We start from the raw sequence: 16110 nt of genomic DNA on the forward strand, positions 1-16110 counted from the left end.
AGGCGACCGCGCCTCGTCGGGCCGACCCGCGCCTCCTGACCGTCGTCCGGTCGAGGAGGCGCGGGTGCGGTCTCAGCGCTCGGCGAGCGAGTCGCGCACCTTGCGCCGCAGCACCTTGCCGATCAGCGACCGGGGCAGGTCGTCCACGACGACGATGCGTCGCGGCACCTTGTAGGGCGTGAGGTGCTTGCGGGCGAACGAGCGAAGGGCCGCGACGTCGACGTGGGCACCCGGCTTGGTGACGATGGCCGCGGCCACCTGCTCGCCGCCGGGGGTCGGCAGGCCGACGACGGCCGCCTCGGCGACGCCCTCGAACCGGGTCAGGACCTCTTCGACCTCGGACGGCGAGACGTTGAACCCGCCGGTGATGATCAGTTCTTTGATGCGGTCGACGATGCGGACGAAGCCGTCGTCGTCGATGGTGACGATGTCGCCGGTGCGGAACCAGTCGCCGTCGACGAAGACCTCGCCCGATTCTTTCGGCTTGCGGTAGTACCCGCTGAAGACCTGCGGGCCGCGGACGATCAGCTCGCCGCGTTCGCCGGCCGGCACGTCGACCGTGGGGTTCTCGGGGTCGACGACCCGCACCTCGGTGCCCGGCAGGGGCAGGCCGACCGTGCCCGCGCGACGCGTCGGCCCGACCGGGTTGGCCATGAGCACGGGCGAGCACTCGGACAGCCCGTAGCCCTCGACCAGCCAGCCGCCGGACTCGGCCTCCCACGGCTCGACGACGTCGGCCGAGAGGGGCATCGCGCCCGAGATCGCCACGTCGACGCCCTCGAGCGAGACGCCCGCGTCGAGCGCGGCCTTCTGCAGGCGCGCGTAGATCGGCGGCACGGCGGGCAGGAAGGTCGGCGGGTGCTTCTTCATCACCTTGAGCACCAGTGCCGGGTCGAACGCCGGGAAGAGGACGAGGCGGGCACCCATGCTCATGGCGAACGTGAGGCAGAGCGTGAGGCCGTAGGCGTGGAACATCGGCAGCACGGCGTAGACGACGCAGGTGCCGCGCTCGATCGTCGGCACCCAGGCCTGGGCCTGCGCGGCGTTCGACAGCAGGTTGTGGTGCGTCAGCTGGGCGCCCTTGGGCGTGCCCGTGGTGCCGCTCGTGTACTGGATGACGGCGAGGTCGTCGGTGGTCGGACGGGGGTGCTTCGCCTTGATGCGCGAGGAGCCGACGATCTTCTCCCACGGGGTGGTGCCCGACACGGTGGTCGTCAGCCGCTCGCGGGACTCACGGGCCTTCTTGATCGGCAACGTCAGGGCCGCGCGCGTGGCGAACGGCATCGCGCGGGTGACGTCGACCGAGACGAGGTGCTCGACGGCGACGTCGTCGGGGAAGGCCTGGATCGTGTCGACCACCTTGTTCCAGGCGATGGCGACCTTGGCACCGTGGTCCTCGAACTGGTGACGCAGCTCGCGCGGTGTGTAGAGAGGGTTGTGCTCGACGACGATCGCCCCGAGGCGCAGCACCGCGTAGAACGCGACGACGTGCTGCGGACCGTTCGGCAGCACGATCGCGACCGTGTCGCCGTGCCCGACGCCGAGCTTGCGCAGCCCCTCGGCCGCCCGCGAGATCTGGTCGACGAGCTCGGAGTAGGTGGTCGTCGCTCCGAAGAACTCGAGCGCCACCGCCTTCGGGTACCGCGCCGCGGAGGCCTCGACCAGGTCGAGCAGCGAGCCACCGACCGGTTCGAGGTCGTGGGGCACGCCGGGTGCGTAGGAGTCGAGCCAGGGACGAGCGCTGTCGGTGGTCACCGGGCCACTCTATCGACCACCGGGCGTACCCCGTCGGCTCGGTGCCGCCTGACAACCTGACCGGCACGAGGAGGCGCGGCGCAGCATGGTCCTCGACATCACGGAGAGAGGAACGACACATCGTGAGCAAGGTCTGGTTCATCACCGGTGCATCCAAGGGCTTCGGCCGCGAGTGGGCCGAGGCGGCCCTCGAACGCGGCGACCGGGTCGCGGGCACCGCACGGAAGATCGACGACGTCACACCCTTGGTGGACGCGTACGGTGACTCCTTCCTGCCCCTCCAGCTCGACGTGAACGACCGCGCGGCCGACATCGCCGCGGTGCAACAGGCCGCGGAGCACTTCGGTCGCCTGGACGTCGTCGTGAACAACGCTGGCTTCGGCCACTTCGGCATGATCGAGGAGATCACCGAGGACGAGGCCCGCGCCCAGCTCGAGACGAACCTGTTCGGCGCCCTCTGGGTGTCGCAGGCCGCCTTGCCGATCATGCGCGAGCAAGGATCGGGCCACGTCGTCCAGGTGTCGAGCATCGGCGGCATCAGCGCCTTCCCGACGGTCGGCATCTACCACGCCTCGAAGTGGGCCCTCGAGGGCTTCAGCCAGTCGATGGCCCAGGAGGTCGCGGGCTTCGGCATCAAGGTGACCCTCGTCGAGCCCGGCGGCTTCTCGACCGACTGGTCGGGCCCGTCCGCCTCGCGCAGCGACGAGCTCGAGGCCTACGCCGAGGTGCGCGAGGCCGCGTCGAAGCGTCCCTCGGCCGCCGACCCCGGCGACCCGACCGCCACCCGCTCGGCGATCCTCACGGTGGTCGACGCCGACGAGCCGCCGCTGCGCATCTTCTTCGGCAAGGCGCCGCTCGAGATCGCCACGAAGGACTACGAGTCGCGTCTGAAGACGTGGAACGAGTGGCAGCCCGTCTCGATCGAGGCCCACGGGAACTGACACCCGCCCCGTCCCGCACGCCGCGCCTCTTGCCTCCCTGCCCGGGACGCAGGAGGCGCGGCGTCCGTCCGTGGGGACGACGCGGTGCTCCGTCTCGCGGCTCACCGGTCCTTGAACCACCGGACGAGATCGCGGCGGCGGATCGTGGCCGTGGTCAGGGCGGAGGTGAGGACCGCCCCGGCGGCGGCGGCCAGTGGTGCCGCCGTGAGCAGGTGTGCAGGGGAGTCGACGAGCGAGCCCGCATCGAGCAGCAGGGTGAGTGCCGCGACTCCCGCGGCGACGACGGCCCCGCAGACGGCCCAGGCCGCGGTCTCGACGACCACCACGGCGAGCTGCGCCGTCCGGCTCTGACCGGCCTGACGGGCCCCGCTGAGTTCGAGCCGTCGACGACGGACGGACACGACGCCGAGCACGGCGGCCGTCACCGCGGCGACGGCGGGGGCCCCGCGGGTGAGGCGCTCGCCGACGGCGTCGGAGTCGAAGGTCGACCCGAGCGACGCGTTGAGCTGGCCGAGCGACAGGGGAGCGGTCGGGCCGGCCGACGACGATGTCGTGGACCTCAGGAGGTCGTCGGTACTGCCGCCCTGCGGCCAGGCACGGGCCCAGCACTCGTCGAACGGGCGTGATGCGTCGCCGGGCAGCAGCACGGCGGACGAGAGCCGGCTGTCGCGCCCGTCGTCCGGGTGCACGAAGACCCCGGCGACGGGCAGCGGGCCCTGCGGCGTGCCGAGCTCGTCACCTGCGGCGGCTCCGAGGCGCTGGGCGAGCGTGGGGGAGAGCCAGGCGCCGGCGCGCCCGTCGGAGTCGGCGATCAGGGCCGCCAGACCGGGGGTGACCTCGAAGGTCGACAGTGTGGCTCCGGGTAGGGAGCTGAGCGCGAGGCCGGGGCCCGGGCGCAGGGCGCCGGCGGCGAGGACGTCGCCGTGCCCGGCGAGGGCGTCGCAGGCGGCGCCGTCGACGCCGCCTTCCAGAGCGGCGGTGCGGGTCGCGGCGCCCGAGGCGACGTAGGCGGAGGCGTCGCGGGTCAGGGACGCCACGGTGCCGACGTCCGCGGCGCCGGCGATGCCGGAGGTGGCGGCGAGCAGCAGGGCGAAAGTCGCGAAGCGGGTGGTGCCGGAGCGGATGTCCCGGCCGGCCTCGCTCAGCACGCTCGAGAGTCTCACGGGGTCGTCTCGACGGTGCGCGGTGCCGACCCTGCCTCGGCGTCGAGCCCGGTGGCACGGTCGGTCGGGCCGAGGTCGATCACCCGGGTGCAGGCGTCGCGGGTCTGCGGGTCGTGGGTGGCGACGACGACCGTCGCACCATCGTCGGCCGCGGCCCGCAGTCGGTCGTTGACGGTCGCGGCGGACCGTCGGTCGAGCTGCGCGGTGGGCTCGTCGACGAGCAGCAGGTCGGGTCGGGTGGCGACGGCCCGGGCGAGCATGAGCCGTTGCGCTTCGCCGCCGGAGAGCTGGGCGAACGGTCGGTCGGCGAGGGGCAGGAGCCCGAAGCGGTCCAGGGTGTGGCGGGCGACGGGCTCGGCGTCGCGACGTCGCGAGCCGTCGGTCAGCAAGGGGAAGACGACGTGGTCGAGGGTGCTGCGGCCGGGGACGCCCCAAGGGTTCTGGAACACCCAGCCCGTGCGGGCGACGCCGGTCAGGTCGACGCTGCCGGCCGCGGGGGTCAGCGTGCCGGCCAGCACCGAGAGCAGCGACGACTTGCCGCAGCCCGAGGGGCCGCAGACGGCGACGACCTCGCCGGGGGCGAGGCGGAAGCTGAGGTCGCGGAAGAGCTCGGGCCCCCGGCCGTGTCGGACGGCGATCCGGTCCGCCGTGACCGACGGCCGTGGAGCCCCGTCACCCGCAGGAGGCGCGGCGGTCGTCGACACGGAGGCTCACCTCCGTCGGTGGCTCAGTGCCCTCGGGCAGTCGGACGAGGGAGGCGCCGAGGGTCGCGCCCACGATGTCGACCGGGACGGTGCCGCCCGGCAGGGCGAGGCATCCCGTCCCGGGAGCGTCGCCCGTTCTGACGGAGGCGGCGGGGACCTGGAGGACCGGGATCGGCTCGCGCAGCACGAGGGTGGCGGGGATGGCGTCGTCCGCTGTCGCGACGAGGTCGTCGAAACCCTCGGCACCCGCGAGAGCGGCGATGAAGGCGGGGTCGGTGCTGCCGGACTCGTCGGTCATCGGGCCCGTGGCACCGAGCACGGAGAGGTCCCTCGCCCCTGGAGCGAGGTCGGCCGGCACCGACGAGAGCCGGACGGCGCTCACCGTCGCGGGTGCGGACGCGAGTTCGTCGCCGGGTCCGACGACGGAGCCGAGGTCGGCGCAGCTGGTGACGGGTGTCGTGACGCGGGGGAGGCGGACGACCTGGTCGAGAGGGAGGACGAGGGGCGCGTCAGGACGGGTGATGCCGACTGTCTTGAGCAGTGCCGCCACGGCGCGGGCGGTGCCGGCGCCGAGACGGCCGTCGCTGCCGACGGGGTGTCCGAGCCTCGTCAGTTCGTCTTGGAGGGCGCGGACGTCGGCGCCGCGGTCGCCGAGCTGCAGGTCGCGGTAGAGCGGCACGCTCGTGTTCAGGCCGAGCAGCGGCCGTTCGTCGACATGGGCCACGACCGTGCCCGAGTCGAGGCTGCCGCCCGGTGTGCAGGGGCGTCGGGTGAGGACCCCGCCGACCGGGCTCGTCACGCCGACGGGATCGCCGCTCACGAACGAGACCTGCACCTTGCGACCGTCGTCGAACGAGCTGTGTGTCGCCGGCGCCGTGTCGCCGGGCGTCGCGGTGGCGAGCACCGACGGCGGTTCGACGGGGGCCAGCCCGACCGCGAGGCAGGCCCCCGCCGCGACGAGCGCGACCCCGCACACCGCCGCGACGGCGACGACGTGTGCCTTCACCTCTGCCCGGACCCGACGGCGAAACCGACCCGGGTGAAGCAGTCCTGGGCCTCGGGTGAGTCCGCGTCGAACGGGAACGGCTCGTCGCTCTCGAGGTCGGACTTCAGTGCTGCCTCGTCATAGCCCTCTTCCGTGACACCGAGCTCGGCCAGACAGCGCGTGGCCACGGTGAGGGGATCCGCGATGAGGTCCGGGTTGCTCTGCTGGACGGAGAACAGCGACTCGATGGGTGCCAGCTGTGCCGAACACTCCTTGCCCGCCTCCATGTACTCCTCGACGTCGTCTCGAGTCGAGAGACCGTCGGGTGGGGTGATCTTCATCGTGCCGTTCTTGTTGCGGGCATGCTCTTCGTCGGCATAGCCGACGTCCTTCATGCACCGTGTGTAGAGGTCGAAGGCGGCGTCGTAGTCAGCTTGAGGGATGCTGCCCGTCGTGACGGCACGTTCCAGGACCTCGATGACGAACGGGTCCTGTTCTTGCTGGAGTTGGCGTTCGAACATCTCGATCAGACTTCCCGCCATCTTCTCGTCGCCCTTTCCGTCGTCGTAGGTGCTCGACGTCGTCGAACAACCGGCGAGGAGCAGGGTGGCGATGAAGATGGCGCTGAGCGTTCGTGTGCGCGACATGAGACCTCTCGATCCGGATGACAGGTGGGTGAGGGGAGGGCGGGCGTCCGGACCCGCCCTCCCGGAGTGGATCAGCGGAACTGGTACCAGGCCTCACCGGAACTCAGGCCGCAGCTCGCTTTCGCCCACGTGCTCGACGAGGCCCAGCCCGACAAGAACGACGCGCATCCGTGCTGCGCGTACGAGCGACCCTGAGTTCCGCCGGATGTCGTCGTGGAGGCGCTGGCCTCGACGAGGGACACGGACGCTGTGCCGGACCCGGCGGCCTGGGCCGGGACGCTCGTGGCGACGGCACCGCCGAAGGCGAGCGCGGTGGCGAGGACGACGGTGCCGAGAGAGCGGCGTCGCGTGATCTTCATGGAATCTCCTTCGACTCGATCGTCGCCCGGCTGGACGACGTGACCGATACTTCTCGTGTTCGACAAACATGTCAAGTGTCGGAACGACTCGGGATTCGCCGACGCGAGAAGGCGTCGGGATCACCCAGCCACCGCGGCGCATGATCGAGGCATGCCCGCTCTGACCGAACCGCTCCGCGCCCGCCTGCAGTACACCTTCAACGGGCAGTACACCGGCACGCCCGAGTGGGTCACCGACCTCGAGAAGGGCGACGACGAGGGGTTCTTCCTGCCGGGCTCGGCGGTGTGGGCCGTGCACGGTGCCATGTCGACCATCCCCGCCGGCGTGCGGGCCCTGCTCGTCCAGGCTCTGCACCCGGGGGCGCTCGCCGGCGTGCACGACCACTCGCGCTTCCGCGAGGACCCGCTCGGTCGCCTGGCCGGCACCATCCGCTGGATCTACACCGTCTCGTACGGCAGCCGCGAGGCCGCCACCCACGCGTCGAACTGGGTGTCGCGTCTGCACACCAAGGTCGTCGGCACGTACGACGACCGGAACGGCGTGAGCCACGACTACGCCGCCAACGACCCGGAACTGCTCAGCTGGGTGCACATGGCCTTCGCCGACTCGTTCCTCGCCGCCTACCTGGAGTGGGGCCGCGAGCCGATCCCGGGTGGGCCCGACGCCTACGTCCGCGAGTGGGCGACGGCCGGCGAGCTGATGGGCGTGCCGAACCCGCCGCGCAGCGTCGCCGAGATGCAGCAGCAGCTCATGGACTTCGACCGTCGAGGCGTGCTCGAACGCACGGCCCGGACCGACGACGTCGTGAAGTTCATCAAACGTCCGCCCCTCTTCCCCGCGCTCAAGGTCGGCTACCCCGTCCTCTTCAACGGCGCGGTCGGCACGCTGCAGCCGCGCTTCCGCGAGCTGCTCGGGCTGCGCGCGCCGCACGTCGGGCCGATCGACCTGCCGACCCGGGCGCCGGCCCAGGCCATGCTCGCCGGCGTCGGGGGAGTCCTCGGCAAGCGACCCGTCGCCGAGGAACACGCCCTGGCACGGCTCGACCGCATCGGGTGGACGGCCGCCTGACGCGTGGCTCGACTCCGGGCGGCCGCGACCGTACGGCCCCCTGACCGGGGAGGGCGGGGCCGGGCGCCCGCTGGCAGGATGAGCCGGTGACCGACACCAGCCCCCTCGCCGACGCGACCGACGAGGGCGAGGCGACCCGCGCCTCCTCGGCTCGTCGGGGTTCGACGGGACGGCACTCGACGGCGCGGTGGCTGCTCGAGCTGCTGGCCATCGTGCTGGTCGGGCTGTTGTTGTCGTGGGGCGTCCGCACCTTCCTCGTGCGCAGCTTCTCGATCCCGTCGGGGTCGATGGAGCAGACGCTCATGATCGGCGACCGCATCATCGTCAACGAGCTCGCCCCCGGCCCGATGCCGCTGCACCGCGGCGACATCGTCGTCTTCGAGGACCCGGGCGGGTGGCTCGGCTACGGCGACGACGCCGGGCAGGACCTGGTCAAGCGCGTCATCGGGCTGCCGGGCGACCACGTCAGCTGCTGCGACGCGGACGGGCACGTGCTCGTGAACGGCGAACCGCTGGACGAGCCGTACCTGACCCTCACCGAGGGCGGCCACCGGGCCTCGGCGACCGACTTCGACGTGGCCGTGCCCGAGGGGGCGCTCTGGGTGCTCGGCGACAACCGTGACCATTCGGCGGATTCGCGCGCCCACCAGAGCGGGCCCTACGCGGGCTTCGTGCCCGTGGACGACGTGATCGGGCGGGCCTTCGTGATCAGCTGGCCGATCGAGCGGTGGCAGCGGCTCTGACCCCGCCGGCAGGACCTGCCCCGGGGCTCAGCCCGCGGCGATGAGCCGGTCGCGCACCTCGCGCCGCAGCACCTTGCCGATCAGCGACTTCGGCAACTCGTCGAGCTGCACGACCCGACGCGGCACCTTGTAGGCCGCCAGTTGGCCGCGTGACGCGTCGCGGATGGCCTCGGCGTCGAACGAGGCGCCCGGTTCGAGCACCACCGCCGCCACGACGTCCTCGCCACCGCCCGACCGCGGCAGGCCGACGACGGCCACCTCGGCCACGCCGGGGGCGTTCCGCACGGCCTCCTCGACCTCGGAGGGGGCGACGTTGAAGCCGCCCGTCACGATGAGCTCTTTGATGCGGTCGACGATCGTGACGTAGCCGTCGGCACTCATGGTGACGATGTCGCCGGTGCGGAACCAGCCGCCCTCGAGGAAGGCCTCGGCGGTCTCGTCGGGGCGGTTCCAGTACCCGCGGAAGACCTGCGGCCCCCGAAGCAGCAGTTCACCCGCGGCCCCGGCGACCACCGGGCGGCTCGGGTCGGGGTCGTCGCGGTCGACGACCATCGCCTCGGTCGACGGGAACGGCACGCCGACGGTGCCCACGCGGCGGGTCGGGCCGATCGGGTTTCCCAGGGCCACCGGCGAGGTCTCGGTCAGGCCGAAGCCCTCGACGAGCATGCCGCCCGTGACGCCCTCCCAGGCCTGGACGACCGCCGTGGGCAGGTTCATCGCGCCCGAGATGGCGAAGCGAGCCGACGACAGGTCGACCCCGCGCTCGCGGGCCGCGTCGGCCAGGCGCTGGTAGATCGGGGGCACGGCCGGCAGGAAGGTCGGCGGGTGCTTCTTCGCGGCCTTGAGCACGAGGTCGACGTCGAACTTCGGGAAGAGGACGAGACGTGCTCCGATGCTCATCGCGAAGGTGAGGCAGAGCGTGAGGCCGTAGGCGTGGAAGAACGGCAGCACGCCGTAGACCGTCTCGTCGCCGTCGACCAGGCCGGGCACCCAGGCGCGGCCCTGCGCGGCGTTGCTGCGGAGGTTGCGGTGCGTCAGGATCGCGCCCTTCGGCGACCCCGTGGTGCCGCTGGTGTACTGCAGCAGGGCGATGTCGTCGACGTCGGGGCGCGGGTGCTTCTTGCGCAGCGGACGGTTCGACAGCAGGCCCTGCCAGGTGACGTCGCCCTCGGCGCCGTCGGTCAGGGCCGCCCGGCTCTTCTTGGCGGCGGGCACCGGCAGCTTGAGGGCGAGGCGCGTGCCGAGTGGCATGCCCTTCGTCACGTCGACCGAGACGACGGTCGAGAAGCCGATGTCGGCGGGGAGGGCTCGCAACCGGTCGACCAGCTTGTCCCACGCGATGGCGATCGTGGCGCCGTGGTCCTCGAAGAGGTGGCGCAGCTCGCGGTCGGTGTAGAGCGGGTTGTGCTCGACCACGACGGCGCCCAGGCGCAGCACGGCGTAGAACGCCACCACGTGCTGCGGGCTGTTGGGCAGGATCAAGGCGACCCGGTCGCCGCGACCCACGCCGAGCCTCCTGAGGCCCTCGGCCGCGCGCGCGACCTGGTCGCCCAGGTCGCGGTAGCTGGTCTCGCGGCCGAAGAACTCGAGGGCGGGCTTCTGCCGGTACGTCGACACGGCGTCGTCGATGAGGTCGACGAGGCTGCCCGTCACGGGCTCGATGTCGGCGGGGACGTCGGGGGCGTAGCTGTGCAGCCACGGGCGATCGATCGGGGCGGTCATGCCACCACCTTGGCAGGGCCGGGTGATGAACCCCCGGGAGGCGCGGGTCGCGTCCCCGGAGACGCCCCCGGTCGGGCCCGCGCCGGGACGGTGGGCCCGCGCCACCTCAGCGGGCGTCGCGCCCGGTGAGGGCGAGCAGGCGGATGCGCAGCGGGGCGTCGTCGTCGACCGGGACGGGCGAGGCGAACAGGCCGGAGGCCTCGAGCGCGTCCTTCTGCGGCGCGAACACACCCCAGACGGCCTCGACCAGCGCGTCGTCGAGTTCTTCGTCGGTGCCCACGGCACGGGCGAGGTCCCAGGTGTGGATCGTGACGTCGGCGACCTGCTCGGCGAGGTACTCGTGCACGGGCACCACGTCGGCGCTCAGCCGTACCTCGGCATGGGGGTCGGCCTCGCTCCAGGCGGCGGTGGCCGCACTCGACCACCGGTGCCAGGCCTCGACGAGGTCGTCGCCGAGCGGCTCGATCGAGTTCTCGGCCTCGGCGGGGTCGCCGCCCTCGAGCAGCAGCGGCACCCACTGCTGCTCGCGCGTCACGTGCCGTACGAGGTCGCGCACCTTCCACTCGGTGTCGGGCGTCGGCGCGTCCCAGTCGGCCACGGCCTCGACGCGGCGGGCGAACTCGTCGTGGGCGGTCTTCTGCAGGGTGATCCAGTCGACGGTCATCGGGAGTCCTCTCGGGGTGGGGCGGTGGCTCTCGGCGTCAACCGCGCGGGACGGCACGGTGTTCCCGAGAGCACTGCCCCGATGGTAGGACCGTCGGCTAGGGTCGTCGGCATGACCCTCGGCCTCTCGATGCTGGCGCCCCTCGCGGCGTTCGTGGAGGCCGTGCTCTCGTCCGGCGGGGCGCCGCTGTCGGCGGTCGTGCTCGTCGGCCTGCTCGGCGCCGCCACCGCGGCGGTCGCGCTCGGCGTCGCCCGTGTCGTGCTCACGCTCTGCGGGCTGGCCGGGGCGGTGCCCGAGGTGACGCTCCGCGAAGAAGCCGGCACGCGCCTCCTCGTCTGGCGACGCGACCCCGACGCCCGTGGGCACGTGCGGTCCCGGGCTCCCGGGCGGGCCGTCCCGGCCGCCTGAGCGCACCCGCGCCCGCGTCGATCCGAGATCCGCGTCGATCCGACGCACCCGGCGGCCAGAAGACACCCACCGTCTCTCTGACCGAGGAGCCCTCATGGACCTGTCCACCTTCCCCCCGATCGCCGTCGTCCTCGGCGGTCTGCAGTCGCTCGTCACCACCCTCGGCGTGCTCGTCGAACCCGTGGTCGGGGCGTCGGCCTCCGCCGTCGGCATCGTGCTGCTCACCCTGCTCGTCCGCCTCGTGCTCGTGCCGGTGGGCGTCTCGCAGGTGCGCGCCGAGATCGCCCGCCGTCGACTCGCCCCGGCGATCGCCGACCTCCAGCGCCGGATCACCGACCCCGAGGCCCGGAGCAAGGCGCTCATGGCGCTCTACGCCTCGGAGAAGGTGTCGCCGCTGGCCGGCTGCCTGCCGACGCTCGCGCAGGCCCCCGTGCTCACCGCGGTCTACTCGCTGTTCACGCACTCCGAGATCGCCGGTCACGCCAACACCTTGCTGACGCACACGCTCGGCGGTGCGGCGCTCGGGGCGAACCTGTTCGTCACGCTCGGGACGGGGCTCGCGGCGGTCTGGCCGTACCTGGTGCTGCTCGTCCTGCTCGCGATCGTCGTCGAGCTGAGCCGGCGCGCCACGGTGCGCTTCACCGGATCGGCGGCCGGCCCGACGGCGGGGCAGGGGCAGGGGCAGGGGCAGGAGGCGCTCCCCGGCATGGCGGGCGTGCTGCGGTGGTTGCCGTTCGTCAGCGTGCTGTTCGCGGCGTTCGCGCCGCTCGCCGCCGCTCTCTACCTCGTGACGAGCGCGGCCTGGACGCTGGGGGAGCGCGCGGTGCTGCGTCGAGTGCTCGCGCGGTGACGCGGAAGGGCCCGCCCTCGCGATGCGAGAGCGGGCCCTTCGGGACGCTGCTGCCTACGCGGCGAGCGTGAACTGGATCTCGAGCGTGACGGTGACGTCGTTGCCGAGGGTGAAGCCGCCGGCCTCGAGGGCCGCGTTCCAGGTGACGCCGAACTCGGTGCGGTCGATCTTGGTGGTCGCCGAGAAGCCGAGCTTGGTCTGGCCGTAGCCGTCGACGACGAGGCCGCCGAACTCGCTCTTCAGGGTGACGGGCTTGGTGACGCCGCGCAGGGTCAGGTCGCCGTGCACGAGGAACGCGTCGTCGCCCTTCTCCTCGATGCTGGTCGACACGAAGGTCATCTTGGGGTGCTCTTCGGCGAGGAAGAAGTCGCCGGTCTGCAGGTGACCGTCGCGGTCCTTCTGGTTGGTGTTGACCGAGGCCACGTCGATCGAGGCGGTGACCTTCGAGGCGGTGTGGTCCTCGGCCGTGACGAGCGAGGCGTCGAAGGACTCGAACGAGCCCTTGACCTTGCTGATGGCCAGGTGGCGGACGCTGAACGATACCTCGCTGTGCGTGGGGTCGAGGTTCCAGGTGCCGGCGGGGATCTTCTCTGCGGTGATGGTCATGGTGTTCTCCTGAATCTGTGAGGTCGAGGTCGATGACGTGTCATCGAAGCTGGTACGAGTATATGCAAGCGCATCCAGCCGGACAACATTCCCGGGGTGTCCGGAAGATGTCGAGGGGGTGTCGGCCGGCCCGTCCGAGGTCGGGCCGGCCGCGGGGTCACGCCGGGCGACGCTCGGGCGAGACCGTCTTGCCGGGGTCCTTCTCCGCGAGGTCGCCGAGCGCCTCGTCGATGCGGGACATGACGTCGGCCGGCAGCACCACACCCGCCGCCTTGACGTTGTCGGCCACCTGCTCGGGGCGCGAGGCCCCGATGATCGCGGACGCCACGTTGTCGTTCTGGAGCACCCACGCGATGGCCAGCTGGGCCATCGAGAGGCCGAGGTCGGCGGCGATCGGCTCGAGCTTCGCGACGCCGGTGAGCACCTCGTCGGTGAGGAAGCGCTTGATGGTGTCCGCGCCTCCCTTGTCGTCGGTCGCGCGGCTGCCCGCGGGCAGCTCGGCACCCGGCTTGTACTTGCCGGTCAGGACACCCTGGGCGACGGGCGACCAGACGATCTGGCCGAGGCCGTGCTGCTTGCTCGCCGGCACGACGTCGGACTCGATGACGCGCCAGAGCATCGAGTACTGCGGCTGGTTCGAGATCAGCTGCACACCGTGCTCGACCGCGAGCTCGTGGCCGGCGCGGATCTGCTCGGCCGTCCACTCGCTGACGCCGATGTAGAGCGCCTTGCCGGCACGGACCACGTCGGCGAAGGCCTGCATGGTCTCTTCGAGCGGGGTCTCGTGGTCGTAGCGGTGGGCCTGGTAGAGGTCGACGTAGTCGGTGCCGAGGCGACGGAGCGACCCGTCGATCGACTCGAGCACGTGCTTGCGGCTGAGGCCGACGTCGTTGTGTCCGCGGGGGCCGGTGGGCCAGTAGACCTTCGTGAAGATCTCGAGGCTTTCGCGACGCTCGCCCTTGAGGGCGTCGCCGAGCACCTGTTCGGCCGCCGTGTTCGCGTAGGCGTCGGCTGTGTCGAAGGTGGAGATGCCGGCGTCGAGGGCCGCGCGGACGCACTGCGTCGCCACGTCGTTCTCGACCTGGGACGCGTGCGTCAGCCAGTTGCCGTAGGTGATCTCCGAGATCTTGAGTCCGCTGTCGCCGAGGTGTCTGAATTCCATGACCCCACGCTACGCGTCGCGGCGGGCGCAGCGAAGGGGGGTGCGGTCGACTCGAAAGGCGTACAGTGACGATTCATCAGATCGTGTCCCCCGGCTGGGGGACACGATCCGTCGGACGCCGCGGTCCCACCCGGGGGCGGGCGTCCGGAGCTCCCGCTGACCCGACCCGACTGGAGCACCACCGTGACCTCCGCCCCGCCCCTCGCGGCGCCCGGCCCCGTCCTCACGCCGACGCTGCCCGCGACGCCCACGCCGTTCGTGCCCAACCGAGGCGGCCTGCCCTCCGGCCCGGTGGAGGACGCCTCGGCCGCCCTGCCGTGGGCCGACTGGTCGAGCCTGCAGTGGGCCGGTTTCCTGCTGCTCGCCGTGCTCGTCGCCCTGGTCCTGCTGGTCTCGATCCGTCGCATCGTGCACAGGCTCCACCTCGTCCGCGAGCAGGAGGAACTCGGCCACCGCGACCTCGACGGCCCGGTGCTGCCCCCGGCGCACGCCTTCACCGCGCTGGTGCCGGCGCGTGGCCCGGCCGGTCTGGCCGTCACCCTCGACCTGCTGGCGAGGCAGCAGCACCCCCACGTGCGCGTCCTCGTCGCCGTCGATCCGGACGACACGCTGACGCTCGACGTCGCGTCCTCCGCCGTGCGGCGGCACCCCGGGCGTGTCCAGGTCGTCCGAGCGGGGCCGCGCGCCGGACGTCCGCCCGGGGTCGCCTCGTCGCTCGTCGAGGCGCTCGCCGAGGTCGGCGACGGCGTGGTCGGGGTCTTCGCGGCGGGCGACCGCCCCCACCCACGGCTCTTCGCCCTCGTCGACTCGGTCCTGACCCGCACCGACGCCGACGCGGTCCAGCACGCCAGTCGGCCGGCACTCGAGGCGGCGCCCTGGTGGGCGCCCCGGTCGGCCGTCGACCGGTGGTGGTGGTCCCGGTCGGTGGTCCGCTCCCACGGTCGGGCCGGCTTCGTGCCGCTGTCGGACAGCACGCTCTTCGTGCGTCACTCCTGGCTCGCGTGGTCGGGGGGCTGGGATGCGACCTGTGTCGAGGCGGGCCTGGACCTCGGCGTCCGCATGACGGTGGCCGGGGCCCGCGTCGTCGTCGCGACCTCACCCGAGACGACCACCGTCGAGCGTTCGCCGGGCGGGCTGCGCGACCTGGCCCGTGCCCGGTCGTCGTGGGTCCGGGGTTGCCTGCAGGTGCTCGGCCACGGGGACTGGCGTCGGCTCAGGCCGAGGGTGCGTCGCCGTGCCCTCGGTGTGCTCACCGAGCCGCTGCTGGACGCCGGCGTGACGATCGTGACGGCCTCGGCACTCGTGTCGACGGTCCTGGTCGGCGCGCCCGCCCCCGTGATCGCGCTCGCGGCGGTGCCGGTGCTGCCCTGGATGCTCTCGCAGCTCCTGGACGTCGGGGGCACGACGGAGGCGGCCGCGGAACAGGGGCGGCGGGCGACGGGGCGGGAGCGCCTCCTGGTCGTCGTCGGTTCGGTGCCCGACCGGCTGGTCACCCTCGTCGCCGTCGCGGCGGCGGTCGGGGCGGAGCTCGCGACCGTGCGGCCGAGGGTCGAGGGTCCGTCCGCGTCGGGCGACCCGATCCGCGGCGGTCGACCCGTCGGGGTCGACGGACCCGCCCTCGGATGAACGGCAGATGTCGGCTCTCTGGCAGTTGGCCCTGATGTGCGTACCCCGACCAAACCGATTCCGTGATCCCCCCCGAACCGGTGTCATGCCCGAACCCGAGTACCCCGTTCAGGGGGCACGTCCCGCCCGTGCCGCCTCGACGAACCCGACACCATCCCTGCGCCTCGTCGCCCGGGTGAAGGAGCTCGCGACCTTCGGCGCCGTGGGCGGGATCGCCTTCGTCGTCGACGTCGGCGTGTACAACCTGCTGCGCGCCACCCTGCTCGACGACAAGCCCATCGGCGCCAAGGTCGTCTCGGTGATCGTCGCGACGGCGGTCGCCTGGCTCGGCAACCGCTACCTCACCTTCCGTGAGGGCCGCAACCAGGCCGTCGTCCGCGAGGCCGTCACCTTCGGCCTCGTGAACGTGGGCGGCCTGCTGATCGCCTCGGCCTGCCTGTTCGTCTCGCACTACCTGCTCGGCTTCACCAGCCAGCTCGCCGACAACGTCGCGGCCAACGGCGTCGGCCTCGTGCTCGGGACGGCCTTCCGGTACGTGGCCTACCGCCACCTCGTCTTCCGCGGCTCGTCCGCGGTCACCACCCCGGCCGACACCCCCGACGCGTCGGCCGCGTTCGCCACCGTCACCGGCTCCCGGCCGACCGACGAAACCACCCGACAGAACACCACGCAGACCCACCTGCACCCGACCCACTGACTGGAGAGT

General features: G+C 72.4%; 17 protein-coding genes. 7 read left to right on the plus strand and 10 right to left on the minus strand.

From position 1 onward, the window contains the following. Positions 1 to 72: 72 nt before the first annotated feature. The gene (locus tag AC1MBW_RS11420; RefSeq protein ID WP_054144985.1) at positions 73 to 1755 is read right to left on the minus strand and encodes a long-chain-fatty-acid--CoA ligase; all 1683 of its coding nucleotides are present in this window, start codon (positions 1753 to 1755) and stop codon (positions 73 to 75) included. A 122-nt stretch (positions 1756 to 1877) separates the two neighbouring features. Here AC1MBW_RS11420 and AC1MBW_RS11425 point away from each other — a divergent pair, with 122 nt between their 5' ends. Next, positions 1878 to 2696, plus strand: a complete 819-nt coding sequence (locus AC1MBW_RS11425) for an SDR family oxidoreductase (RefSeq protein WP_200908300.1) — start codon at positions 1878 to 1880, stop codon at positions 2694 to 2696. 101 nt (positions 2697 to 2797) lie between these two features. On the opposite strand, the gene AC1MBW_RS11430 is transcribed toward AC1MBW_RS11425, so the two are convergent. The 5 genes from AC1MBW_RS11430 to AC1MBW_RS11450 form a co-directional block, all read right to left on the minus strand. Next, positions 2798 to 3859, minus strand: a complete 1062-nt coding sequence (locus AC1MBW_RS11430; protein ID WP_480024540.1) for a hypothetical protein — start codon at positions 3857 to 3859, stop codon at positions 2798 to 2800. Then, complete coding sequence (locus AC1MBW_RS11435; RefSeq protein WP_480024541.1) at positions 3856 to 4563, minus strand: ATP-binding cassette domain-containing protein; 708 nt, start codon at positions 4561 to 4563, stop codon at positions 3856 to 3858. The genes AC1MBW_RS11430 and AC1MBW_RS11435 overlap by 4 nt, the downstream gene beginning before the upstream one ends. Then, positions 4532 to 5569 (minus strand): peptidoglycan-binding domain-containing protein, encoded by a 1038-nt coding sequence (locus tag AC1MBW_RS11440; RefSeq protein WP_480024542.1) that lies wholly within the window; start codon positions 5567 to 5569, stop codon positions 4532 to 4534. Before AC1MBW_RS11440 ends, AC1MBW_RS11435 begins: the two co-directional genes overlap by 32 nt. After that, positions 5566 to 6195, minus strand: a complete 630-nt coding sequence (locus AC1MBW_RS11445; RefSeq protein WP_480024543.1) for a hypothetical protein — start codon at positions 6193 to 6195, stop codon at positions 5566 to 5568. The genes AC1MBW_RS11440 and AC1MBW_RS11445 overlap by 4 nt, the downstream gene beginning before the upstream one ends. A gap of 71 nt (positions 6196 to 6266) precedes the next feature. Beyond that, positions 6267 to 6554, minus strand: coding sequence for a hypothetical protein (locus tag AC1MBW_RS11450; RefSeq protein WP_480024544.1), 288 nt, complete (start codon positions 6552 to 6554; stop codon positions 6267 to 6269). A 151-nt stretch (positions 6555 to 6705) separates the two neighbouring features. On the opposite strand from AC1MBW_RS11450, the gene AC1MBW_RS11455 reads away from it, so the two are divergent. Next, positions 6706 to 7623, plus strand: a complete 918-nt coding sequence (locus AC1MBW_RS11455) for an oxygenase MpaB family protein (protein WP_055973901.1) — start codon at positions 6706 to 6708, stop codon at positions 7621 to 7623. Between the two features lie 86 nt (positions 7624 to 7709). Beyond that, a complete protein-coding gene (gene lepB / locus AC1MBW_RS11460) occupies positions 7710 to 8366 on the plus strand; it encodes a signal peptidase I (protein ID WP_480024545.1) in 657 nt (218 codons plus the stop codon). 27 nt (positions 8367 to 8393) lie between these two features. Here lepB and AC1MBW_RS11465 read toward each other — a convergent pair whose 3' ends face one another. Then, positions 8394 to 10088, minus strand: a complete 1695-nt coding sequence (locus AC1MBW_RS11465; RefSeq protein WP_480024546.1) for a long-chain-fatty-acid--CoA ligase — start codon at positions 10086 to 10088, stop codon at positions 8394 to 8396. A gap of 106 nt (positions 10089 to 10194) precedes the next feature. Further along, positions 10195 to 10752, minus strand: a complete 558-nt coding sequence (locus tag AC1MBW_RS11470) for a TIGR03086 family metal-binding protein (RefSeq protein ID WP_043594186.1) — start codon at positions 10750 to 10752, stop codon at positions 10195 to 10197. A gap of 111 nt (positions 10753 to 10863) precedes the next feature. Here AC1MBW_RS11470 and AC1MBW_RS11475 point away from each other — a divergent pair, with 111 nt between their 5' ends. Continuing rightward, entirely contained in the window at positions 10864 to 11160 is a 297-nt protein-coding gene (locus AC1MBW_RS11475; RefSeq protein ID WP_054144992.1) for a DUF6412 domain-containing protein, read from the plus strand. A 94-nt stretch (positions 11161 to 11254) separates the two neighbouring features. After that, positions 11255 to 12010 carry a membrane protein insertase YidC gene (gene yidC, locus AC1MBW_RS11480; protein ID WP_480024547.1) on the plus strand — a complete coding sequence of 252 codons (756 nt, stop codon included), beginning with the start codon at positions 11255 to 11257 and terminating at the stop codon, positions 12008 to 12010. Between the two features lie 54 nt (positions 12011 to 12064). Here yidC and AC1MBW_RS11485 read toward each other — a convergent pair whose 3' ends face one another. Together AC1MBW_RS11485 and AC1MBW_RS11490 are read right to left on the minus strand one after the other, a co-directional pair. After that, positions 12065 to 12616 carry a YceI family protein gene (locus AC1MBW_RS11485; protein WP_054144994.1) on the minus strand — a complete coding sequence of 184 codons (552 nt, stop codon included), beginning with the start codon at positions 12614 to 12616 and terminating at the stop codon, positions 12065 to 12067. Positions 12617 to 12773: 157 nt separating this feature from the next. Beyond that, positions 12774 to 13778 (minus strand): aldo/keto reductase family protein, encoded by a 1005-nt coding sequence (locus tag AC1MBW_RS11490; RefSeq protein ID WP_054144995.1) that lies wholly within the window; start codon positions 13776 to 13778, stop codon positions 12774 to 12776. A gap of 183 nt (positions 13779 to 13961) precedes the next feature. On the opposite strand from AC1MBW_RS11490, the gene AC1MBW_RS11495 reads away from it, so the two are divergent. Together AC1MBW_RS11495 and AC1MBW_RS11500 are read left to right on the plus strand one after the other, a co-directional pair. Beyond that, a complete protein-coding gene (locus tag AC1MBW_RS11495; protein ID WP_480024548.1) occupies positions 13962 to 15404 on the plus strand; it encodes a glycosyltransferase in 1443 nt (480 codons plus the stop codon). Between the two features lie 85 nt (positions 15405 to 15489). Beyond that, positions 15490 to 16101, plus strand: coding sequence for a GtrA family protein (locus tag AC1MBW_RS11500; protein ID WP_480024549.1), 612 nt, complete (start codon positions 15490 to 15492; stop codon positions 16099 to 16101). Positions 16102 to 16110: the final 9 nt, after the last annotated feature.

The sequence above is a fragment of the Frigoribacterium sp. AP1 genome, assembly GCF_056680555.1.

Coding starts and splice junctions, on each gene's coding strand:
- AC1MBW_RS11455 (WP_055973901.1), top strand. CDS start 6,706: ATGCCCGCTCTGACCGAACCGCTCCGCGCCCGCCTGCAGTACACCTTC.
- AC1MBW_RS11500 (WP_480024549.1), top strand. CDS start 15,490: ATGCCCGAACCCGAGTACCCCGTTCAGGGGGCACGTCCCGCCCGTGCC.
- AC1MBW_RS11485 (WP_054144994.1), bottom strand. CDS start 12,616: ATGACCATCACCGCAGAGAAGATCCCCGCCGGCACCTGGAACCTCGAC.
- AC1MBW_RS11450 (WP_480024544.1), bottom strand. CDS start 6,554: ATGAAGATCACGCGACGCCGCTCTCTCGGCACCGTCGTCCTCGCCACC.
- yidC (WP_480024547.1), top strand. CDS start 11,255: ATGGACCTGTCCACCTTCCCCCCGATCGCCGTCGTCCTCGGCGGTCTG.
- AC1MBW_RS11490 (WP_054144995.1), bottom strand. CDS start 13,778: ATGGAATTCAGACACCTCGGCGACAGCGGACTCAAGATCTCGGAGATC.
- AC1MBW_RS11475 (WP_054144992.1), top strand. CDS start 10,864: ATGACCCTCGGCCTCTCGATGCTGGCGCCCCTCGCGGCGTTCGTGGAG.
- AC1MBW_RS11470 (WP_043594186.1), bottom strand. CDS start 10,752: ATGACCGTCGACTGGATCACCCTGCAGAAGACCGCCCACGACGAGTTC.
- AC1MBW_RS11445 (WP_480024543.1), bottom strand. CDS start 6,195: ATGTCGCGCACACGAACGCTCAGCGCCATCTTCATCGCCACCCTGCTC.
- AC1MBW_RS11465 (WP_480024546.1), bottom strand. CDS start 10,088: ATGACCGCCCCGATCGATCGCCCGTGGCTGCACAGCTACGCCCCCGAC.